At 64.7% G+C, this 22,144-nt stretch carries 14 protein-coding genes; 8 read left to right on the forward strand and 6 right to left on the reverse strand.

The annotated features are described in order from the left end of the window. Positions 1-74: 74 nt before the first annotated feature. The 3 genes from CHC09_RS12035 (at position 75) to CHC09_RS12045 (ending at position 2,265) form a co-directional block, all read left to right on the forward strand. Complete coding sequence (locus CHC09_RS12035; RefSeq protein ID WP_089293104.1) at positions 75-263, forward strand: helix-turn-helix transcriptional regulator; 189 nt, start codon at positions 75-77, stop codon at positions 261-263. A gap of 43 nt (positions 264-306) precedes the next feature. Continuing rightward, positions 307-996 (forward strand): DUF3800 domain-containing protein, encoded by a 690-nt coding sequence (locus CHC09_RS12040; protein ID WP_089293105.1) that lies wholly within the window; start codon positions 307-309, stop codon positions 994-996. Positions 997-1,482: 486 nt separating this feature from the next. Further along, positions 1,483-2,265, forward strand: coding sequence for a hypothetical protein (locus CHC09_RS12045; RefSeq protein ID WP_089293106.1), 783 nt, complete (start codon positions 1,483-1,485; stop codon positions 2,263-2,265). Between the two features lie 253 nt (positions 2,266-2,518). Here the strand turns inward: CHC09_RS12045 and CHC09_RS12050 are convergent, their stop codons facing one another. After that, positions 2,519-5,935 (reverse strand): helix-turn-helix domain-containing protein, encoded by a 3,417-nt coding sequence (locus CHC09_RS12050; RefSeq protein WP_089293107.1) that lies wholly within the window; start codon positions 5,933-5,935, stop codon positions 2,519-2,521. A 197-nt stretch (positions 5,936-6,132) separates the two neighbouring features. On the opposite strand from CHC09_RS12050, the gene CHC09_RS48360 reads away from it, so the two are divergent. The 3 genes from CHC09_RS48360 (at position 6,133) to CHC09_RS12060 (ending at position 8,580) form a co-directional block, all read left to right on the forward strand. Then, positions 6,133-6,255 (forward strand): hypothetical protein, encoded by a 123-nt coding sequence (locus CHC09_RS48360; protein WP_275407942.1) that lies wholly within the window; start codon positions 6,133-6,135, stop codon positions 6,253-6,255. A 521-nt stretch (positions 6,256-6,776) separates the two neighbouring features. Next, positions 6,777-7,313 carry a SigE family RNA polymerase sigma factor gene (locus CHC09_RS12055; RefSeq protein WP_089293108.1) on the forward strand — a complete coding sequence of 179 codons (537 nt, stop codon included), beginning with the start codon at positions 6,777-6,779 and terminating at the stop codon, positions 7,311-7,313. Further along, entirely contained in the window at positions 7,306-8,580 is a 1,275-nt protein-coding gene (locus CHC09_RS12060) for a rod shape-determining protein MreC (RefSeq protein WP_089293109.1), read from the forward strand. The genes CHC09_RS12055 and CHC09_RS12060 overlap by 8 nt, the downstream gene beginning before the upstream one ends. Before the next feature lie 58 nt (positions 8,581-8,638). On the opposite strand, the gene CHC09_RS45070 is transcribed toward CHC09_RS12060, so the two are convergent. The 4 genes from CHC09_RS45070 to CHC09_RS12080 form a co-directional block, all read right to left on the reverse strand. Then, entirely contained in the window at positions 8,639-9,289 is a 651-nt protein-coding gene (locus tag CHC09_RS45070; RefSeq protein WP_143232297.1) for a hypothetical protein, read from the reverse strand. 739 nt (positions 9,290-10,028) lie between these two features. Then, a complete protein-coding gene (locus CHC09_RS12070; RefSeq protein ID WP_089293111.1) occupies positions 10,029-10,559 on the reverse strand; it encodes a hypothetical protein in 531 nt (176 codons plus the stop codon). 61 nt (positions 10,560-10,620) lie between these two features. Then, the gene (locus CHC09_RS46235; RefSeq protein ID WP_179277051.1) at positions 10,621-11,904 is read right to left on the reverse strand and encodes a NucA/NucB deoxyribonuclease domain-containing protein; all 1,284 of its coding nucleotides are present in this window, start codon (positions 11,902-11,904) and stop codon (positions 10,621-10,623) included. A 20-nt stretch (positions 11,905-11,924) separates the two neighbouring features. Then, positions 11,925-13,652, reverse strand: a complete 1,728-nt coding sequence (locus tag CHC09_RS12080) for an RICIN domain-containing protein (RefSeq protein WP_179277052.1) — start codon at positions 13,650-13,652, stop codon at positions 11,925-11,927. Between the two features lie 275 nt (positions 13,653-13,927). Here CHC09_RS12080 and CHC09_RS12085 point away from each other — a divergent pair, with 275 nt between their 5' ends. Next, complete coding sequence (locus CHC09_RS12085; RefSeq protein ID WP_089293113.1) at positions 13,928-14,470, forward strand: hypothetical protein; 543 nt, start codon at positions 13,928-13,930, stop codon at positions 14,468-14,470. A 347-nt stretch (positions 14,471-14,817) separates the two neighbouring features. Here the strand turns inward: CHC09_RS12085 and CHC09_RS12090 are convergent, their stop codons facing one another. After that, on the reverse strand, positions 14,818-17,751 hold the full coding sequence (locus tag CHC09_RS12090) for a DNRLRE domain-containing protein (protein ID WP_089293114.1): 2,934 nt from the start codon (positions 17,749-17,751) through the stop codon (positions 14,818-14,820). 882 nt (positions 17,752-18,633) lie between these two features. On the opposite strand from CHC09_RS12090, the gene CHC09_RS12095 reads away from it, so the two are divergent. Beyond that, a complete protein-coding gene (locus CHC09_RS12095) occupies positions 18,634-22,143 on the forward strand; it encodes a LamG-like jellyroll fold domain-containing protein (protein ID WP_179277053.1) in 3,510 nt (1,169 codons plus the stop codon). Position 22,144: the final 1 nt, after the last annotated feature.

Genomic DNA, 22,144 nt, shown 5'->3' on the forward strand with positions numbered 1-22,144 from the left:
GCCCTTCCGTCAGATTACTTACCCGCACAGCAAGTGATCTTGATGCACTTGCTGATTCGACAAGTGGAGGGTTGATGGAGACGGCATCGAAGGGCCTGTGGACGCACGAGGAAGCCGCGGAGTACCTCGGCATTCCGCCGCAATCGCTCTACTACATGACCTACCGGCGCACCGGACCGAAGTCGTTCAAGGTCGGCAAATACCGGCGCTACCGCAAGCAGGACATCGACGCCTGGCTCGAAGCCAGCTGCGCCGAGCAGTGAACCCGCCCGAACGACCGTCCCGCCTCCCGGAAAGCGCCACCGCATGAGCACCAGCACCAACTTCGCCCTGTTCTACATCGACGACTCCGGCAGCGAAGCCCACGGCGTCACCACCTTCAGCTGGATCCGCATCGACCCCGCCCGCTGGGGCGCCGCCACACAGCGCTGGCTCAAGTTCCGCGCCGGGATCTACCGACGGCACGGCATCGCGGCCGACACCCGCCTGCACGCCACCGACCTGGCCGGCGGTCGGGGCGACTGGGCCCGCGCCCCGCTCGGCTGCAGCCCGCAGCTGGGCCTGGGCGTGATCGAGGACGGGCTCAAGGTGATCGCGGGCCTGCCGGGCATCACCCTGGGCAGCGTCTACCGCCGTACCGGCGCCCGAGGCCGCGGCTTCGAACGCGACAAGCAGGACCTTTACCAGAGCATGATTGGCCGCCTGGACACCGAGCTGCAGCACGCCGCTGCGTACGGCGCTGTCGTCATGGACGGCGACGGCACCAACACCGGCTACCGCCGCGGGCACCGCACACTCGAGAACGGCAGCCGTGCTCTCATCGAGGACCCGTTCTTCCGGCACGCCAGCACCAGCCAGTGGGTCCAGATCGCCGACCTCGCCGCCTGGACCGCCTACCGCGCACTACGCCCCGGCGGACGCCGCGACAAGACAACCACCTGGTACAACCGCATCCTGCGAGCCGTCGACGCCAACGGCGAGCCCACCGAACTCTAAAGAGCCCGCTCTGAACCCCACCCGAATCCGCGAACGGCACGAGCGCGCCGATCGCGACCTCCGGCCGTGACCGGGAGGGCGGGCCGCCCGACGGAGCGCGGGGGCAAGGAGCAGCCTCCCGCCGACGGCGCAGCCGGTGTCAAGCCCCGCCGCCCGCCACCTCCGAAGACACAACACCACAAACACCGAGACCGACCCGCATCGGCGGACAAGGCTTGACACCGCCAGACGGCGGCGGAGAGTCGCTCCTGACCCAGCGCAACGGCGCCGCGAGCCCTACGACCCCGCCGCCGATGGGGCTGCGCAAATGCGGGCCACCCCACCCGAGCTGCCGACGGCACCGGCTTCGACGCACTGATCGGCGACTGGGACGGCCCGGTCAGGCTTTGACCTGGCAGCCACCCGCGCGCTGATCTTCATGCGCTGGATTGTCAGACCCTTCGACGATGATTGCCGGACCGGCTTCTGGCAAGGAAGGTGAGGGCGATGAGCGAACAGGAAGTCACCGCGGCGATCTACTCCACGTTCGATCATCCCGAACTGATCATTCCAGTTACCGCGGCGCTGACTCAACGCGCCGACGTTTCGCCTGGGTGGTTGCTTCGGTCCGAGGAGTTGTGGACGTGGATGTGCCCGCCGCGTCGGCGTGGGCCCGATCTCGCCATCTGCGGGTCTGGTTTGCGTCTAGGCGCCACGGTCGAGGTGAAACTCGCTGGCGGCCGTGCCCAGTGGTCACTGGCGTCGTTCGCGGATGCCGCTGCGGTCCGTGACGATCCTGCCGCCCGCAGATTCGCGGCCCGCCTGGCTGACGCCGTCATCGACCCGCAGCAGATGCCGCACGGGACCAAGGCGCACGATCTACGAGACTGCGGCTGCACATGGGCGGACGGTTATCACGGCAAGGCGCACCACGGTGGCTGGGCGTGCGGCATCCCGCAACTGGACTACTATTGCTATTTCAACAACTGGCTGCCAGCGTGGATGCACGACAGCGCGCTGAGCGCGGTGGCCTGGGTGTTTCTATCAGCCGGACCGGCCGACCTCGTGGGTAGATACCCCGGGTTGGACTCTGCGGACCGATGGCGGGTACTCACGTTCGCGGACTTCCTCAACGAACTCCTCGGAGACCCGGCGGTGAAACGTCCACCGGCCGCTGCGGCTGCCGCAGTTGACCGGCTATGCCGGGCGATGTGGGATGAGATTCCCTCGACGGAGGCTAACCAACTCAGCCAGGCGGCACGCCGACGTGTCGCGACGGCGGTCGGCTGACCCCATCGAAACCGGCGAGCCGCCTGCTCATCCCACCCGAGAGTGCCAATGGGGATGGCTGCGCCGATACCAGGCCCTGGGAATCCATCGACGAGATGGTCGCCGCTGCGCTATCCGCTCACGCTCAGTCGTTTAGCCACGAGGACGACGGAAGATCGCATCTGGCTGTCACCGTCGATCGCTTGGCCCGCAATGCCCTGCGCATCCCGCCGCCGGTGACCTTGCTGCGGCTGGGCTGCACGATCAATTACGCTCACTCAGGCTGTGTATTCGCAGGTCCGGGGAAGTCCTTGAGGCTGGTCTCCGGATCACCCGCAGCAGTGATGCCGAACTTCATGAGGTTCCGGGCGCCGCATTTGTCGTTGGCGTTGATATACAGCTGCGCCAAGCGAGCGATAGTTCCTGGGTAGAGAAGAATGCCGGTCGCGGGTCCGTAGAGCGGCTCGGCGTCGCCGCATGCGGTCGCCTGGAGGAGCAGCAGGCGAGCATCCTCCGTCTCGTCAGCCTCCTCACGGAGGATTGAAATACCCACCAAGGCTCGGGCTGGCAGCCACGCTTGTCCGCCAGCTTCAATGGAGGCCCGGTAGCAACGCTCGGCCGCTACGGCGTCACTGGCCATATGGAATTTCTCCGCTAATTCGAAGAGAGCATTTCCGTCATTCTGCAACAACAACTTGCCGTAGAGATATTGTCGTGCTCGCGCGCTGGAACTGGCTCCTGGCGTCCAATTTTCAGTACTGTTCGCAAGCCCGATTAGTGTCGGCATATGCTCCAGGGCAACGGCCTTATTGTAAGCCTCCTCGTAGATCGCCGCAGCTCTGTTGGGATTACCGGAATGGAGATACATGCGGGCGGCCAGTAGCAGTGCATCAACGGCACCGAACTGGGCGGCATCTCGATAGGCGGCTTCCGCACCCACCAAGTCACCGTCGTGTTCCTTATGAAGACCCATGTCCTCCAGCGCGCGATAGAAGCCGCGTTTGACGGCATAGTCCACGATGCGGGCGCCAGCGTCGTCACCTAGTTCCGCACAAATGTCTCCCAGATCCCCAAGATTGTTGGCCTTCGGATCCTTGAGCGCTGCAACATAGATCTCGCGGGCGATGCGTTCCGTTATTTCTTTCCCCAGCCATGAGCTGACACCTCTTATGCCATGGATCGACTTTTCCCGCACGAACGCCTGGCGGCAGGCGCGTTCAGCGTTGCGGTCATCACCCATCGACGCCCACACCCGCGCAGCGTTCTTCAGCGAATTCGCGTCCTTAGCCCGAAGCGCCTTGTCATACACCTCTTGGCATAGGCGTTGTGCGTCGGGGATGTCGCCTGCCTCCACGCGCAGCCAGGCCAGCCGCAGCATCGCGTCAGAGTGCCCCCGATTGGCGGCCGCATGAAGTACGTTCTCCGAACCGGCGAGGTCTCCTATTTGGTAGCGCAGGGTGCCGAGGACCGAGAGTCCGCGCCAATTGTCGGTCTCGAGAAGATGCTCGTATGTCGATTGGAACGCCTCGGAGTCGATGGATCGATCGGGGATCATCCGCTCGAAGTCGTCCAGTATGCCGTGGCGGATAACGACGCGGTAAACAATCGTCCAGGCGGCCAGTGTTCCAGCCCTGTCACCAGCCGAATGCCGCAGCCAGGCATGAACCACGAACGGAAGAACCTCTGGATGGGTCGGCTCGGAACCTATCAAATCGCGAACTGATTCGATCTCATCTGCTTCCTGCCGCATAAGCTGCATCCACATATATGACGCCGGGACCACAGAATGCCTACGGCGGTGGAGGATCTGCACTTCAGCAGCCGCTTTGAACGCTTCGGAAGCGGCGGACAGGTCACCGTTGTCTCTGTGATGCCTTCCCAGAGCGAACCATGGCGTGGCATGCCCTTGACACGCCACCTCCGTGGCGAGCTGTTCCGCTCCAACCGGGTCGCCATCCGCCAGATAAAGATCGATGATGCGGAACCAAGCCGTATTGGAACCGGCTTCTGCGGCCTTTCGGTAGGAATCCCTGGCTGCGGCCTTGTCGCCTTGAAGTTCGTACCCGCGGCCGAGGTCCTCCAACGCTAACCAGTCGTTATGCGCTGCCGCCACCTCGTTCGGCTGGACCGTACTGGCGGTGTCACCGGCTCGTTCGCGCTGATACGCCTGCTCGGCACGTTTGCGGTCGCCAGCTCTCTCGAATAGGCGCGCGACCTCGAGCCATGCTTTGCTGTCACCCGCTCGAGCCGCAGCCTCATAGAGCGCTCGCGCCACGCGGAATCTCCCGCGAACACGTGCTCTCAGCGCCATGACGCCGAGCCGGTCGGGGTCGGTCGTCATCTTTGCTGCTGCCCAGACGCTGTCCTTCGGCTGAATCGTGCTCCGGTTGTCCCGCAAGTATTGCTCCAGATAGTCCGCCAGTTCGTAGAGCGGATCGTCGGCACCGACCTGACCATCCGCCGTGCGAGGTTCACGCAAGGGACCGTCGACTCCGCGCATGCCGAGAGCGAGCCCTCTTTCTGTGTGATGGATGATGTCCCGTACCCACGTTGCCCGGCCATCACGCGGTAGGTTCCGCCATTCAACGTCGGATAGGTAGTCGTGGGCCGCCTTCTCGATGAAAGAGAGCCGCAGGCGTGACGGCGCTCCGATCCGCCGAGCGTCGGCCACGGCGTCCAGAACGGCGCGGCCAGCCGGGGTCGCCTGTTCATACCGTTCGAGAAGGTAAGCCGCACCGGCGAGGAATTGGATCGGCCGGTCCGGCTGCTGTTCCAGTGCCAGCTGCCAGCGTTCGTCATGCCGGGCCATCCGTTGTGCGGCGGGACGGCTGGCGCCGATGTCCTCGGGCACCCTGATGAAAGCTTCGCGTAGCAGTTCACGACTCTGGTCATGGTCGGCGGTCTGTAGGGTGCCCCAACGCTCCTCCCAGACGGACCCCAAAATCAGTATCGGAGCGGCTGTCGGCTCACTGAGCACCTTTCGCAGTGCCGCCGCTGTCCTCGTACGGGTCGGTCGATCGGGATCGAGCAGGTAACGCTGGAGTTCGTTGAGCCAGATGACAGTGTGTGTGATCGGCGTGGGTCGACCAGCAACCAGACGCAAGCCCTCCAACAACTCGGTGGCGGTCAGCGGGTGCCAGACACGCCACGGCGATCCAAGATGACGCAACGCTTCCCAGCAGGCGCGTGTTTTACCACTCGACGAACCGCCGACCAGCACCGCAATACGGCTCCGACCATCAGCGGCCGAAGCAACGATTTCGGCGAGCTGGTCATCGTGCGGACGTCCTAGATAGGGAGTCAGATCAGTCGAGGGCACTTGTTTGGTCGTGATCGATGGGTGGACCTCGTAGCTCGTCGCATCCCGGCCCAGCGCCTCCGCAATCGGAACTCCGAGCGGCCCCGCTGTCACACTCCGCTCGTTAGCGGCCTCCTCGGCTAGACCACGTGCTTCAAGCTGCAGGGCGCGGTCGGGTTTGATCGCCTGTACGATGTCCGCAGCCGTGTCCGGGCTGGGTGTCTTCTTTCCGCTGAAGATCTCCGAGACGTAGGAGGTCGAGAGCCCGGCGCGACGTGCAATTTCCAGCTGCGCCGGTTTTCCATTGGCGTCTCGCCATGTGCGCAACAGGCGCAGCAACTCGCCATCCGGAACGCCTGCGTGTTCCCGGCCTCCGCTGATGTCTGGTGACATCAATCAAGACTAACGGCCTTCCGACCGTTGATCGCGATTCGCCAGCGAACCAGCGAACGTCTCGCCTCGCGTCCACTGAGGTCATGGCTAACAGCACAGAGCACCCGAAGGATGTTTCGCCGCAGCCGAGGCCGCTAAGTGTGCGGACCACAATGATCACTACAATCTCCGTCACTACGGCGTCGGGAGCCGGTGCCTTGGCCGAGGGGATCGCCGCCCGCATCGGCTGCGCAGGCTACGGCGCCGGTTCGGTCGTCACCGCACTGGCGACCTTGTGGATCATGGACAAGCTCAACAACCTGGTCGACCGTGGCAACTGAAGCTTGCCGGCGGCCGGACTGCCGCCGGCCTCCCCAATCGGTCAATCACCACGACCCCCAACATCGCGGTGGTGACGGGCCGATCGTTACGCCCCGGTAGCCGCGGACGGAGGTGCTACGCCCCCTTCTTAACCTGTTGCGACTCAAAGACCCGCTGCATGTGGACTGGTGTTCGGCGTTTGCGCTGCATTACCGAACAGGAGCGCGCCGGTGGTGCGGATCGTGGCTTCCGGCGCGCCAGCACTAGTTACCAGTCCAGATCGCCGATCTTGCCGCCTGGTGACTATGACGGTTGCGTTCGGACAGGACCTGATACTCGCTGATGAGTTTCATTCGGCTGGGTGAGGCGGCAATCGCCCTGCTGTGCTCGGCGGTCACCCATCCAGGCCCGTGTGGAGGCATCGGCCGGTCGAGGCGTGCCTTCGCGCCGAATCGAGAAAGTTCTTCCGTGCCGGCAACGTTTCGCGACGGTCAGGGCGTATGAGTACTTGTGACGATAATCGACGGCACAGGCGGACTGCATGCGTACGGATGACGACGAGGTCACGGCTTTCGTCAGGGCGAGTCACAGCCGCCTGCTTCGGGTGGCATTCCTGCTGTGCGGCGACGTCGACCATGCAGAGGACTTGGTGCAGACAGCGCTGGCCAAGACGATTGTGGCCTGGCCTCGGCTGGACCGTGCGGAAGGTGTCGATGCCTACGTGCAACGGATTTTGGTCAATGTCTATCTGAGCGCTCGGCGCCGTCGGTCGTGGTGGGAGCGACCGTTTGCTCATATGGTCGAGGAGCCGGCGCGCGACGCGTACGCTGCCGTCGAGCAACGCGACTGGCTGCGCCGAGCTCTCGATCGGCTGCCGGCCCGCCAGCGCGCCGCAGTGGTGCTGCGCTTCCACCAGGACCTTTCCGAGCAGGCGACAGCGGACGTTCTCGGCTGTTCAGTGGGCACCGTCAAGAGTCTTTCCTCCCGCGGTCTGCGCACCCTGCGTCAGCAGGCGGACGACAAAGAAGCGGCTTCCCGGCGTGACGGGATCACCGAAGAAGGGGTGCGATATGCGTAGCGAGACCCAGATACGACAGGGCCTTGCCGAACTCGCCGACACGGTCCGATCCCGCGAAGGCTACGAGGCCAACGTGCGCAAGCGGGCCCAGCGGATCCGGACTCGCCGCCGAGTCGTCAGCGCCGCCGCCGCAGCGGCCTGCCTTGCGGTGGTGGTCAGCGCGTTCCGGATCCTCGCGCCGGCCGCCGGGCCGCAGCTGGTGGCCACTCCGCCGGATGGACCGTTTCTGGGCTGGGCCTCTGCAGGCGACGCCTTGGACGCCGGCCTCCTCGCTGAGGCGGTGAAGGCGTGGGATTCCACCTCGGGGTCCTCTGCCAGCCCGCACTCTGCGGTACGGCCGCTGGTAGCCACGCAGGTGCCCTACTTCGGCCCTGTGGTCGTGGCCCAAGGGTATGACAGCGATGGTGCGCCGCGGCTGTCGTTCTTCACCGCGGACCGTAGCAATGGGAGCGCGCTGACTCTGCGTGCCGACCGCCCCGCTCCTGATCCCGCACAGACCCAGGTGGTGAGCCTGGTGAGTTCCCGGCTGACCGGGCCTTCTGGTGTCGCCAGCTCCGACTATTGGGGTACCTACGCCATCGTGGTGGCGATGCCGGGCCTTACGAAACTGCAGGTGGACACCACAGCGATCGACCAGACGCTGCGCCAAGGTGGCGGTCTCGACAACGGCCGGTTCGTGGTCGAGGAACTCTCGAATTCCAGCACCGCCCCGACCACGACGATCACCGGCTACGCCGGGACACGCACCGTGTTCAAGACGGCCGGCGAAGGTGGCGCCGTCGGCGATCCCCTCGCGGTCAGTGCCGCGGTCGTTCACCGCGATCAGCAACAGCTCACGGTGAGTCTCGCCGACGGCCGTACGATTCGGGAAGGTCAGCTGGCCGTCGCCAGGGACGGGCTGGTGGGTCGCGTGACCGCCGTCGACCAGGACAAGAAGCAGGCCACCATCGCCCTCATCACGTCTACGGCGTTCGTCAGCCCGGTTTACACCAACATCAGCAACGTCCCCGGCACCGCACATGGCACCGGAGACAAGGTGGTGGTGGAAAACATTCCGCTCGGCGAGAAGAGCATCATCAACGAAGGCAACAGGGTCCTCGCGCCTGATCCCGCTCAGCGCAGCGATACCGCAGGCGCTGTCACCATCGGCAGGGCCACCCGCGACAAGCCGAACGACGCCACTACGGTCGAGCTCACGCCAACCGTCGATGTCGCCAAGTTGACCGAGGTGCAGATCATGACGCCGCCGGCCGCCGCAAGCCGCTAACACGAACGGGCGCGGGAAGCACCAAGCTTCCCGCGCCCGCCCATCTATCGCTGAGCGATCAAGGATTTCGCACCCGACCGTTGCCGTCGACGTATTCGTAGACGCCGCTCGAGCCCCCACCGGAACCGAAACCGAAGAAGAAGTAGTAGGTCGTGCCACGCGCCGTACCCGACCAGCAGTACGAGCGCGCCTCGTTGTCGCGCGGCACAGCCACCCGGCCAAGGCTCGGGTCGTTGGGACCCGACACATCCCTGTGCAACGTTACTCCGAACGAGTTCTGGGCGGCGCCAGGGTTCAAGACCGTCTTGATCTTGATGTCCATGCAGACGCGAGTTCCGTCCGCCTTGAATAGGCGACTCGGAATCCCGTACGACACGTCGTCGAGCTTGAAATCGAACGGCAGTGACGACGCTGCCGCCGCAGCGGCACGAGCGCTGGCGGCATCGGTTGCGCCACCTTCTCGGTACACATCAACCGGGCCTTGCGCCGGCGGCAACTCCTTGAGGACCTCCATCGTCACGTTAGGCGGCAGCTCCTCCGCTGCGGCCGTGTCCGAGTGGTTGATCCGAGCAGCGTCCTCCGCCACGCTGACCGCCGAACCACGGCTGTTAGCGGGTTCAGCCGCAACGGCGGGAGCAGCCAGGGGCAGCACCCCCAGCGCAGCAGCCACACCGACACCGGCAAGCCTTGAAACCTTACTCTTGAGCATCCTGCCCTTCCTCCCCATCACGTGGAGTGATCGACGACCAGCATGCCAAGGAATAACAATGGTCTTCAATGAAATTAGGCCTCGATCGGCAATGCGAAAGGTCACCGCAGACGGGACAGCAGAAGACTGCCCAGCGTGTTATTGCGCTGGAGCGCATCTGACAAATCATGGCAGGCCCGGGCCGGGGTTCGCGCAGAGCCAGATCATGATCGAGACGATAATTACCGTTGCCTCATAACGGTCTTTGAGCCTGTCGTATATCTGGTTGCGACCGCCCGGAACTGCTTGAGTCGGTTGAAGACTCGTTCTACTCGGTTGTGGTCCGTGTACCGCAGCGGGTTGAAGGCTGTTGGCCGGCCGCCACGAGAACCCTTACGAGCCCGGCTTCCGCGCACGTCATCGCATTCTGGGATGGTGCGCGGGATCCGCCGGAGGCGTCGACAGGCCGCAAGATGCCGCTGTACCAGGTGGTTGCCTTGGCGGGGGCGGTCGTCACCTGGAGCAACGTCGCCGAAGGTAAGCAAGACGGCACCCGACGTCCTCCTGCTCGCCGCGCAACTGCTGAGCGTGCCGTCAAAACGGTGCCGGGCCTACGTAGACTCCGACACCGGCATTGCTGCCGCCCTCGCGGCCGGAATGCCGGTCTGCAACGTCCGAATACGAGATTATGGTGACGTGAGTAGCATTTCGGGGTTCGTGAAGTGGGATTTGTCTCTCGGGCTCGCCGCTATCTTGCGTGTTAATAAAGTTCGGCGGGCCATGCCTGCAACAGGTAGCGTTCCCGACCGTCCAAGGTACGTAAGTGTGCGCGGAATTCGTCGAACGATGCGGTCGAGTGTTGCATGGTGATCCGTTCGACCTCGGCTCTGGTGTCGTTGCCGCGGGCGTAGGCACGCAGGTTGATGCGGGTTGTTCCGGGTGGCAGCGTGAGCTCACGTTGCCCGTGGGGGTCGAGCGGAATCGGGCCGTCGCCGGTGTTCTCGATGAGTAGTCGCCCGGTTGGGCAGGTCAGGGTGACTTCGTGGCGTTCGTCCCAGTCGGTGGCAGCGGCGGGTTCGGTGTCCCAGACTTCCAGGGTGATGTGGACGGAGACGGCGCGTTGTGTGGTCTGGAGGTAGGCCCGGTGGGTAGTGGCGGCGATCATCGTCTTGCGGGATGCCGCGAGGGCGGTCGAGTCGTCGGGGTCTTCGCCGAGCACGTCCGGGTCGTGCAGGAAGAAACTGCCGTATTCGGCCAGTCGTTGCAGTGTGGCGTGAGCGAGTCTCGGCATGTCGTCGCACGTTACCGCAGCGGTGGGGCCGAACGGTTGATTCGACCCCACCGCTGCGCTGTCACGGTGTGATGTTCACGGTGAACGCGTCGGTGTCGAGGACTCGTTGGTTGCTGTAGAAGGCGCCGAGTCTGCTGCCGGCGAGTTGATTGTCGTCGCCCGGAATCAGTCGTGCTGAGGAGCGTGGCCGCTGCGGGTCGGTGGTTCCGGTGACGGCTCCTTCTTGGGTACTGGCGAAGGGATATTCGTCGCAGTCGAGGCCGGTCTCGTCGTAGGGACCCCAGGTGTCGATGCAGAAGCCGATGGAGGCGGCGCGGTTGTCCTTCTTGAGCGCCTCGTTGAACATGCGGTGTAGTGGATCCTCCGCGGTCTTGCCGGGAACCGACTTGCCCAGCCAGGCGGGGAAGGTCCGTTCAGGGCGGTTCTGCGCGTCGTAGATGTGCAGGGCGCTGTCGCGGATCTGTGGGTCGCTCATCGACAAGGCGAAGGACGGCAGGTAGCGGGGAAAGACCGTACCGTGCTGAGCGGCAACACCGCGACCGGAGTCGAAACGAACCTCGGTCGTGAAGATGCTGGGCTGGATCGACGGCTTGATCGGCAGACTGCCGAGGGTGAGATCGAGGCCGAGCGACTTCGTAACTTGTGCGTCGGGCCCCACGCCGGTTCCGTTGGGGCTGGTCACGGTGATCACCTGGCCGGAGTCACGGGCCCACCCATCGACCGTGTCAACGTGCGAGTCGGCCGAGCACGTCACGTCAGTCATTGCGGCGCAGCCGAAGAAATCGAATGCGATCCGCTGGTTCGGCCAATCGATGACGTTGCCAGGAATAGTCGATACCGAGATTTCCTCGACGAAGATGTGGTACTGGACTTCCCGGGTGCCGTTGGAGGCTACGCCGAGGATCCACAGGTTGAAGTGGATCTCGCCGGCCGGTTCGCCGGTCTGCTGTCGTACGACGATGCCGCCGGCCTGGGCGCCTACCTGGTACAGGCACTGCTCGAAGCGGCTGCGCACCCATCCGACCGGTTTCACGTTGGCCGCGCCTTGCGCAGTGGCGCAGGCTGACCGCAGCGCCGCCACGTCCGGTATGGCCAGGGCGGCCCGGTTGGGCCGCGAGCGAAGCGCGACCATGTTGGCGACGAGCGTCTTACGCGCCGCTGAGCTGATCGGATAGTCCGGTCCCACGAACGCCAAGTCGTTGCCGGCGGCGGCGTGGGCCGGTGCCGATATCACAGCCATGCCGAGAAGGGTCAGGAGGACGACGAGACATCGTGCGAGACGGGTCTGCTGGAACGGTGCGGATCGTTCGGTCATGCCGATGGCCTTTCCGAATCTGCGGATCATGGCGAGGGCTGCTGCCGCGCTCATCGCGTGGCCTGGGGGCAGTCCGCGCCGAGGCAGGCGTAGAGCAGAACAGAGCGCGCGGCGTCGTAGACCATCACGTAGCCGTCGTAGGTGTTCTCCGCGTTGGCGCCGAACCCGTGGACCCGGTCGTTGCCGGTCATGACGTGGACCTGACTTCCGGCTGGCAGGGTGGGCAATTCGGCACGCAGTCTCGCATCCAGTGCGGCCACCGGCCGGCTGGTCGATGACGTCGGTGCGGCAGCCGGCGCCAGGTGGCGCGATACCGCTCGGCGGGCTTGGTCCAGCGATATCGGCACTGCGGTAGCGCGGCTTACGTCTGGTGAGCTGCAGATCCGGCGCGCGGACACACAGTCCTGTAGCCCTGCAACAGTGTCGAGGCATGTGTCCGGCGACTTCTCCAGGCAATCGCGTAGCGCTTGCTGGTTGACTCCGCCGACCGTGCCTGCCGCGGTGGTGGCCGTCGGGTGGGGCGGAGCGAGGGCGGTCAGCCCGGAGCCGGTGCGGGGCACCTTGACCGACATGTAGTCGACGGTGACGGGTGTGGTGTTTCGGGTGACCAGGCCGGTGGTCATACACCACGGCGGCGCGTTGAACTCGGACCACAGCGGGTCGGCGTCGGTGGGCAGGGCGCTGCACGTCTTGGGTTCGGTGCGGCTCGTTTCGGTGAGGTATGGCCGGTGCCATACGCCGCTGACGTCGTACAACTGCAGGCGGTTCTGGAAGGCCTCAGCCGTGGAAACGCTGCTCGGGTTGGCGACGGCCAGGTTGGCGTAGGCGTCACGGAATTGGGCGCCTTCCTGCCGGGTGGTGGTGCCGACGAGGTTGAAGTCGTAGAGCACGTCCCACTGGCCGCCGGCTGCGGTCGGCATCAGCATGTAGCTGTGATTTCGACCGTCCGCGGCGGTACCGCCCTCGCTGTTGAGCACGCTGTGATATTCCTGGCCGCCCGGTCCCCATTCGGTCCAGTACGGGTGCACCACTGCCGCGTTCTGCACTAGGGCTTGGTGCAGGCCGAACTCGATGCCGTCGGCTTGGTTATCCTCGTTCGACGAGTTCCGGCTGCGTAGCTCGATGAAGTTGTCCAGGTCGTTGGGCTGTGTTCGGGCCTCCGGGGTGTAGGAGGCGGGCAGGTTGCGCCAGGTGCCGAACGCGCCGGTCATCGGCATCGATCCACTCACGCACAGACCCGTGAGCAGTCGCTGGTTACTGCGCCGATCACAGCTGAACGTGCCGTACCGCAACTTCCACCGCTGCCACCACGCCGTACTGGCGGAGTTGCACGTGCTCACGCGCAACGGCGCGTTCGCCGCGGTAGAGCCACCCGCCAGGTCGAGGCACCGGTAGTCGGCCATGTTCTGCAGCTGTACGCCGCCGTTCGGCGCTGTCGCTGGCACGGTCCACAGCTGGGCGACCTCGTTGCTGCATGCCTTGGCGATGACCGGTGAGTTGTTGGCGGTTGCGGTGCGGCCCAGACACTGCCCGGTCTGCGCATTCTTGATCTTGTATCCGGCGGTGATCTCCTCCTCCACGTAGATGGTCATGTCCAGAGTCCACCGCTGGGCCAGTATCGTCGTGCCGCTGACACCCGCGGTGTACGGCGCCGCCACCACCGCCGTGGAGCTCGACGTGCCCGACGAGAGCACCCGCAGGTCACTGTCGGATCCGAGGCCGATAGCGACCTGGCCGGTGGGAAGGGCGGCCCAGGCCTGCGGAGCCGCGGCGACCACGCCGGTGCCGACGCCTACCAGCACCGCCAACGCTGAGGTGAGCCAACGGACCCTGGTGCTTCTCCTGGCTGCTGTCACGAAGCCGTGTCCTCTCTGCCAGACGAACGACACGAGGGCACACAGCATCAGGAAACCGCTATACGCGGAACGATAGACATCTACCCCCGTGGATGTATGCGATGAAGCCAACCAGACATCACGAGTCCGCGCCACCCCATAACACGCGATTGTCGATCAGTTCCCCAATAGACCCGTATCGGCTACTCTGCGGCACTATGACGTGGTCGCAGTGGGCGAGGCAGCGATGGCCGGACCTCCTCCTGCTGGCCGCTGGAGTCCTGCTGGTCATCGACAGCTTCCTGCCGTGGTACGCCGTACGATGGTCCACGCTGGAAATCAACACCGGTCGCGTCAGTGAGCACGCCGTCACCGCATCCGCATGGTCCAGTTCCACCGGATGGTCGGCCGCAATCCTGCTTTCCCTCGCCGCTGTCGCCGCGTGCCTGTCCGGCACTTCACGCGCCCGTCTGCGACCCATGGCGCGCTACATCAGCATGTCGCTGGCGGTCATCGCCGTCACCGTCACGATCGCCACCTGGGCGAGCATCCCATCCACGTCTCCGGCACAGGGCGAAGCGCTCACCTTCCGGCCGCTGCCGCCCGCCGGCACCCAACTCGGCAATATCACCCGAGACTCTCTAACCGCCGGGCCATCTAACGTAACCACCGGTTTCTACGCCGGGCTCGCCTTCATGCTGACCATCATGCTCTGTCTCATCCCCGCCTTCCGCCGTGATCGAAGCGCTACCCGAGGTTGAATGGCCGAGGGTGAGTTGATCAAGAACGTTGGGTAGAACGCCAAGCCGGTCTCGCGAGAAACGTATCCAGCAGGAAAGGCTGGTACTGCAGGCTCTTGAGGTGGCTGCCCACGATCGCGGCGAGGTCGCCGATCCCGCGTTTGACTCTCCATCAAACCCGGGGCTTGACATTTGCCGCCTGGGTATTGCGCGGCGATCAGAGCTGCGGCCGCGACGGCTCGTGGGAGGGGAGGGCCGTTTTGATGCCACCAGGGTTCATGGCGGTCGCTGACTCCTTGACCTTGGCGGAAAGGGAAACGCCTCGGGACCGAGATGGATTGGTCCCGAGGCGCTGTTTTGGTGAAGGTTTAGCGCACGGTCGTGCCGAAGGCCACGCCGTCGTTGGGTAGCCCGTCGTTGCCGGGCTTATAGGTGACGGTAGGCGCGCTGTTACCGCTGGCTAGTGCGGTCCACGGGATGGCGTAGGCGGCGTGTTGGTTGTAGGGGCTGCTTATGATCAGGTTTTGCGGTGTGGTGGACAGCCATGCACCGAGCAGTTCCTGGGTGTTGGGTGTGTTCGGCAGGGAGCCTGTGGTTCGTTCGATCGGTATGTCGGTGATGGTGCTGGTTCCGGCGGCGAATACATGGATTCGGCCGGCGTCGACGGCTGTGTTGATGTTTTCGCCGGGTGCGCCGACAGCGATGAGAGCGGTGGAGGCGGTGGCTTCGGCGGCCGGGTTGAGGTTGACGGCGGTCACCTGTTCGCCGAAGTAGTCGCCGTCGTCGTTGCCGCCGGTGATGCCGGGCGAGGTCTGGTTGAGCAGGGCGACCGGGGTGATGGTGGTCTGGGTGAGCAGGTACTCCTGGATCTGGCCGGCGTCGCGCTGGCCGTTCACGTCTTCGCCCGGTATCCCGACGACGAGCAAAGAGTCCTGCGCTGTTGCGGCCGCGCCTGCGGACCGGTAGGGGATCATGGTCAGTGACTTGCCGAATTGGTCGTCGTGTTCGGCGGTGTCGCCGTAGGTGGTGCCTTGGGTGAGGGTGTGGAGCGGATTGAGTGGGTCGCTGTAGTGGGCGTGGGTGAACACGGTGACCGCGCCGGCGAAGGAGTTGGCTCCGGGGCGGCCGATCGCGATGTGGAACGGCGTGGAGGCGAGTGAGTATCCGGCGCGGTCGTCGGGTCCTAGGGTTGCTTCGGCTGCGGTGAGGTCGATGGTGGTGTTGAGGGTGTCGCGCAGGTAGTGGACCAGGCCGACGTTGGTGATGCCGTTGAGGTCCTCGCCTGGTGCGCCGATGATCAGGTAGGGCTCGCCGATGGCGGTCAGGCCGGCGGACAGGGCGTAGCCGAACCAGTCTTCGGCTTCGGGTGTGTCCGCGACGGTGCCGCGGCCTTCGGTGAGTGCCTTGCCTTGCTCGATGGTCAGGGTCGCGCGTCCGGTGCCCAGGCCGCCGGGGGCGCCGTAGATGACGTATACGGATCCGGCGTCACGGATGGTGCCGTTGTCCTCGAACGGTGCGCCGACGGCGAGGTCGGAGCAGCCGTCAAGGTTGGTGTCATAGGCGGCTATCGAGGCGCCGAATTGATCGCCGGGTTCGGGGGTGTCGGGGACCGCGGCGCTGCCCTGCTGCAGGGTGGTCACGGCTTTGGTGGCACCGTTGATGATCTTTACCGTGCCGGCTTCGGTGATGCCGTTGATGGTGGATTCCGGGTCGGCGATGACGGTGTCACGGATGCCGTCACCGTTGAAGTCGTTCTCGACGCCGTTCAGGCAGCCTGCGGTCCCGGGGATGCTGGTGTAGGTGAAGTAGATGTAGGGCTTGCCGCTGCTCGAGTCGCCGGAGGTGAACCGTTTGAAGTACAGGGTGTCGGTCTCCGAGGGAGCTACCAGCGCCATGCCTTGCTGGGTTTTGGTGCTGTCCGCCCAGGATTGGATGAGTGCGTCGAGGGAGTGCTGGGGGGTGGCGATGTACCCGGCGTCGGGTTCGGCGGGGCAGCCATGCCGGCCCTCGGTGGATGCGGCGGCTGGGTTGGTGATGGTGGGCTGAGCGGTCCACCGGCTGGAGGTCGACGCCAGAGCAGCCGAGTGCACATTGATGTATTTGCTGACTCCGCAGGTTGCCGAGTAGATGTTGAACAGGCCCAGGTGAGCTTCGACAATGTGCTTGCCGCGAACGGCGCTGGTGTCCCAGTTCATGAACGCCCGGGCCGGATTTCCCGAGCTGTCGATGCCGACACTGAGCTCGGTGGCGGTGGACAGGTCAGTAGTGGTGCCCCGCTTCACGTAGGTGTCGAAAACGGACTTGAAGTTGACATCCGGGTCGATCGTCACCGGGTACTGCACGGCGGTGTCGGAGAGGAACTCCGGGTCGGGCGTGAGCGTGACATCCACACCGTAGGGCTTCGTGGCCAGGGTGTATGCCACCGGGACGACATGGGCCGGCAGCTGCGATACCTGATCGAGCCGGGAGTCCCACATCGACGGTGCGGGCATGGTGCCGACCGCCGTGCCGTCTGCGTCGAGGAACTCGATCGCGTTGTCGGCGGAGCGTTTGGCGGTCAGTCCCTTGAGCTTGACCGGCAGGGTGATACTGATCGGCTGGGTCGGTCGGGAGGTGAGAACGGTGTGCTGGCGGAAGCCGGTAGCGGTGGTCTGCACGACGACGTCCATGCCGGGCTTGGCGTCTTCGTAAGTCGCGGTGTCGCCGTCGATGTCAGGCTGCGGGAGGCTTCCTTGCCAGTCCAAGCTGATACGTTGCTCGGCCTTGTCGGCCGCCGGGCTGGGTGTGTTGGCGGTGACCAGGGGCCGGTCGCCGGTCTGGGCTTGAGTGGCCGAGGTGTCGCCGCCGAACAGGCTGATGTCAGCCGGGTGGGCCTCCGCGCTGACTGTGCCGTCGGCCTCGCGTTCCAGGTTCGCGTCGATGCCGATCCACTTGCCGTCCTGCCTGAACCGTGACGGCCCGGCGTCTACTTGCGTTGCCAGGGTGCCATCGGCATTTGCCCAGGTCAATGAACTCTCAGTGGTTGCGGCGGCAACGCGTACCTGCCCGTTACAGGACTGCGCGGCCGTCAGTGCAGAGGCCTGGTCCGGCTGCTCTGCGGGACAGGCAGAACCGCCAGCCGGTTCTGCCGCAGCAGGCAGGGTGATTGACAGCGAAGTGAATAATCCCAGCGCCATCACGGCTTTCCAGCGGCGAGCGCGCCATGGGCGCTCATTGCGCCTCAGCAGCGTCTCCTTGGGCTGGCGTGTATCTATCGACACCACGCTCGTCGTCTCCCCGTTCTGTGCGAGCGATGCGACCATAGTCGATCTTGGTTTCTGGTTGAGGATGGACCGGATCCATCGGCGACGTGCCGAGCTCCGTCGTCACGCTCCAGCAGGACGGCTGCGCGCAGGCGCGCAGTCTTTGGTGGCACGCTCGCCTTCCCCCGGTCCATGCGAGCGAGGCGACCATAAACGATCTTCACTTCGCGCGGAAGGACGGCCTGGGGCAACTGGCTTGCGCACCCGTCTATCTGCGGCGACGAATTGTGCATGTTGATGTCCGGAAAAATCGCGTAATTACGTGCTTTCGGGAACGGATTGGACTGAGCTGGAGATCACCTGAACGGCCACACCTGGCCTGTACCTTCGGTCATCGAGGGGTTGGCCTTGTTCCCGACTCCGACTCGCCGTGGGTGTCCTGGCCAGTAGTGATGCCACGTTGTCGCTGGCTCGCTTGCCGAACGAGGAGTGTCCTGAGTGACATCTATGGCAATCGAGGTGCCTTTCGTTCTTGGGATCGAATGATCTACATTCCCCGCTGAAGGTGATCTTGAGCCGATGGGGGGCCATGTGGCTGTCGACTATCGGCCGCAGCGGGCAGTCGTACGTGGAGTTTGCCTTGCTCAAGGGCGTCGCTGGGTCGTATCGGCGCACCCGGTGAAGACGACCGCCGTCGTCACGGCGACCTTGCGCGTTCACATCGAGTGTTTCTCGGATGGCGCTCAGTCGGCCACCAGTGGCCCGACTCGGCCAGCCTTGTCGTCACTGGCCGAACCTCTCGCAGGGGTCCTCTCGATAGCAGCGCTTAGAAGACCGATTTGACGGCCGCCAGCGGCCCACCTTTCTGAAGGCGTCGTTCAGTACGGCGATCAACTGACATGGACTAGGCGACGAAGGTGCGAGTTAACGGGGATGGCAGGGATGAGTAAACGCGGGCGCAGAGGCCGCGGGACCGGGATAGCAGCGGCGCTGGGGGCGCTGCTCGCCGCATACACGCTGGCGGGATCCGGTGCACCCCCGGCGGTGCCAGAAGTGTTGCCAGCCACGGAATCAGCACTGCTTGCGTCCGGGGAATCGGAACCAATCCGGCAAACCGCGCAAGCGGCTGACATCGAGGCGCAAAAGACCGGGTTTCCGGTCGAGATCGGAGCTTTCCGGGGAGAGGCCCGTTCGGTCTTTGCGAACCCGGATGGAACCCAGACTGCGGTGGAGTATGTGCGCCCGGTTCGCGTACTGCGCGACAACCGGTGGGTGCCGGTCGATCCAACTCTGGTTCGGGCCGCGGACGGCCGTATTGTCCCGAAGGCGACGACGATGGGGCTGCGTCTTTCCAGTGGGGGTGACGCGACGCTGGCCAAGCTGTCCAGCGCCGGCCGTGCGGTGGAGCTCGCCTGGAACCGTGAGCTGCCCAAGCCCACCCTGGACGGCAATTCTGCCACCTATGCCAATGTGCTACCCGATGTCGACCTTGTGGTCAGTGCAGACGTCGATGGGTTCTCACACGTGCTTGTGGTCAAGACTCCGGAGGCTGCGGCTGCTCCTGAACTGGCCGCCATTCAGATGCCGGTACGTTCCGATGGCGTCGAGTTGCGCGAGTCAGCGGACGGTGGCCTCACCGCGGTGGACAGTGCTTCCGGCGGAACGCTCTTCGACGCCCTGGCTCCGAAAATGTGGGACTCCGGCACTGCGGTCACAGCTGCGAAGTCGACGAAGCAGGCTGCCAAGGCCGTCCAGGCACTGGCAGAAGAGCCTGCGGAAAGCTCCCGCGAGGCGGACGTCGGCGTCAATCTAGCCGCTGGCAAGATCACCCTGACTCCGGACCGGGCCATGCTTACCGATCCCAAGACGCGTTACCCGGTCTTCATCGACCCGGTTTGGAAGAGCTCGTCACGGACCTTGTGGACGATGGTCTCCAAGGGGTACCCGAATGAGGCGTACAGCAAGTTCGATGGCAAGGCGTTCGAGGGCGTCGGCGAATGCCCTGTCTGGAGCGGCGAGTGCGCCGGCACGGGCGTGAAACGGCTACTCTTCGCGATCCCCACCTCGGCGTACGCGAAGAAGGACATCCTGTCGGCGGTCTTTCGCATCACGCTTTACCACACCGTGGATGACAGCAACGCCCGTGAGGTCCAGCTCTGGGACACCAACGGCATCACCACTACGACCACTTGGGCGAATCAGCCGACCTGGAACACGAAGCTGGCGTCGGCTTCGCCCACCAAGACGACTCATTCCTGCTCAGGGGTCGATCCGAACGTCGAGTTCAATGTTCAAGGCGCCGTACAGAACGCCGCGAGGGCCAGCAAAGGCACCATGACCTTCGGCCTCAAGGCAGCGAGTGAGACCGACGACTCGTACTGGAAGAAGTTCTGCAGCAACGCCTCACTACAGGTGCGCTACAACACAAAGCCGTCAAAGCCTGTCGACAGCGAAGTGAAGCAGACCCCTGGCGGAGTGTGCCCGCAGACTGCCTCCTACGTCAGCGAACTGCCGAAACTCTCGGCGATCCTGCGCGACGTCGACGACAATCCGAGTGGCACCCGGGAGAAGCTGCGGGGCGAGTTCAAGCTGTGGTGGACCAACCTCGACGGCTCACCGGGTTCAAAAACCTACCCGACCGGTGAAGACGTCTCGGGCGCCTGGTTCTACTACCCGATGGCGAACGTGACCGGCATCCCGGAGAACGTCACCATCAATTGGCAGGTTCGTGCCTACGACACCGAAACCGCCGGTGACTGGAATAGCAGAGTCTGCAAGTTTGTCTACGACAAGAGCGCCCCAACCGCCCCGACGATCACCTCGGTCGAGTTCCCGGTAGAGGATCAGGCCTACGACGGGGTCGGCCGGTACGTCACCTTCCGATTCACGGCATCGTCCGGCGACACTGCTGAATATCGATGGGGTCTGAACCAGGACCCGTCGGCGAACAACGTCGTCAAGCCCGCCGCCAGCGGCGGGCAAGCCGAGGTCCGAGTGCTGATCACAAAGCCGAACTCTGGCTGGATCTCTGTGATGGCCGTCGACAGAGCGGGCAAGACCAGCGCGGTCACCTCGTACGACTTCGTCGCCAATCAAGAGATCGGCGCAGCCGAGTGGCGGCTCAAGGATCCTGCGGGCGCGGCTGAGGCTGCCGAGGCGTCCGGTGGCAGCCCCGCGGTTGCGACCGGTGGTGTGCAGTTCGGCGTGCCGGGCCCCGGGGGCGGTGCGGACTTCGCTGCACGTCTCGACGGTCAACCAGGCACCCGCCTGACCGGAGCAACAGGAGTCGTCGACACCACGCGCAGCTTCAGCGTCAGCACCTGGGTACGACTCGCCGACAAGGACACCGACCACGTCGCCGTCAGCATGGACGGCACCGGTGAAGCAGTATTCACGCTCGGCTATCAGAAGGCGGCCGACACCTGGTCGTTCGCGCTCTCCGCTACCGACGTACGCAGCCTGGGCGACTTCCGCGTCAGTGGAGGCAAGCCCGCAGTTGGCGAATGGACCCATCTTGTGGCTGCGTTCGACGAGGAGAAGAACAGCCTTGCGCTGTACGTCAACGGCGCGTCCACAGGTACTGCGGTGCGCCGCAGCCAGGTGAACGCGCGCGGCCACGTGCAGATCGGTGGCCGGCTACGCCACGGCGCCTATGCTGACCCGTGGCACGGTGAACTCAGCGACATCCGGATTTTCGACCGGATCGCGGTCGACCTAGACGTCGCCATGCTCTTCAAGCTGGTGCCGCAACGGCTCGCTTACTGGCAGCTCAACGAAGGCACCGAGACCAGCACGCCGGAGAGCGGGGGCGGGCCCGCGCTCACCCTGTCCGGAGGCCCAACCTTCTACCACGCTGTGGACGAGTTCAGCCTCCCACCGCTGGTTGGAGACGGCCATCTGGAACTGGACGGCACTGACGACTACGCGGCCACCAGCGTGCCAGTAGTGCAAACCTCGGACAGTTACACAGTCACCGCTCGAGTTCGACTCGCGTCGCTCGACGCGGAACGGCCGATGACGGTTGTAGCGCAGAGCGGCACCAAAGCCAGCGCCTTCCGCGTCCGCTACGCGCCGGGGGATGACGGCGGAAGGTGGGAACTGGTCCTACCGCACGCCGACGACGTGTCCACCGACCCCGATCACAGCACGGTCGTCACCAACGTTCTACCCACGAGCCAGGACAGCGGCATCTTCCTGGCCGTGGTCTACGACAACTTCGCCGACCAAATCCGGCTGTACGTCGACGGCCAATTGGTCGAGACATCCACGGCGGCGTTCGACCACGCCTGGAAATCCACCGGCGGTCTGCAATTAGGCCGTGCACTAGTTGCTGGCGGCTACACCGAGCACCTGTCTGGCGCAATCGACGACGTACGCGTTTACGCCGGCGTGGCCGACCAGACCATGGTTCAGCTGCTCGGCCAACCCATCAACGAACTGCCGGAGGCCTGAC

The sequence above is a fragment of the Actinoplanes regularis genome, from assembly GCF_900188005.1.
In the GTDB taxonomy this organism is placed as follows: domain Bacteria; phylum Actinomycetota; class Actinomycetes; order Mycobacteriales; family Micromonosporaceae; genus Actinoplanes; species Actinoplanes regularis.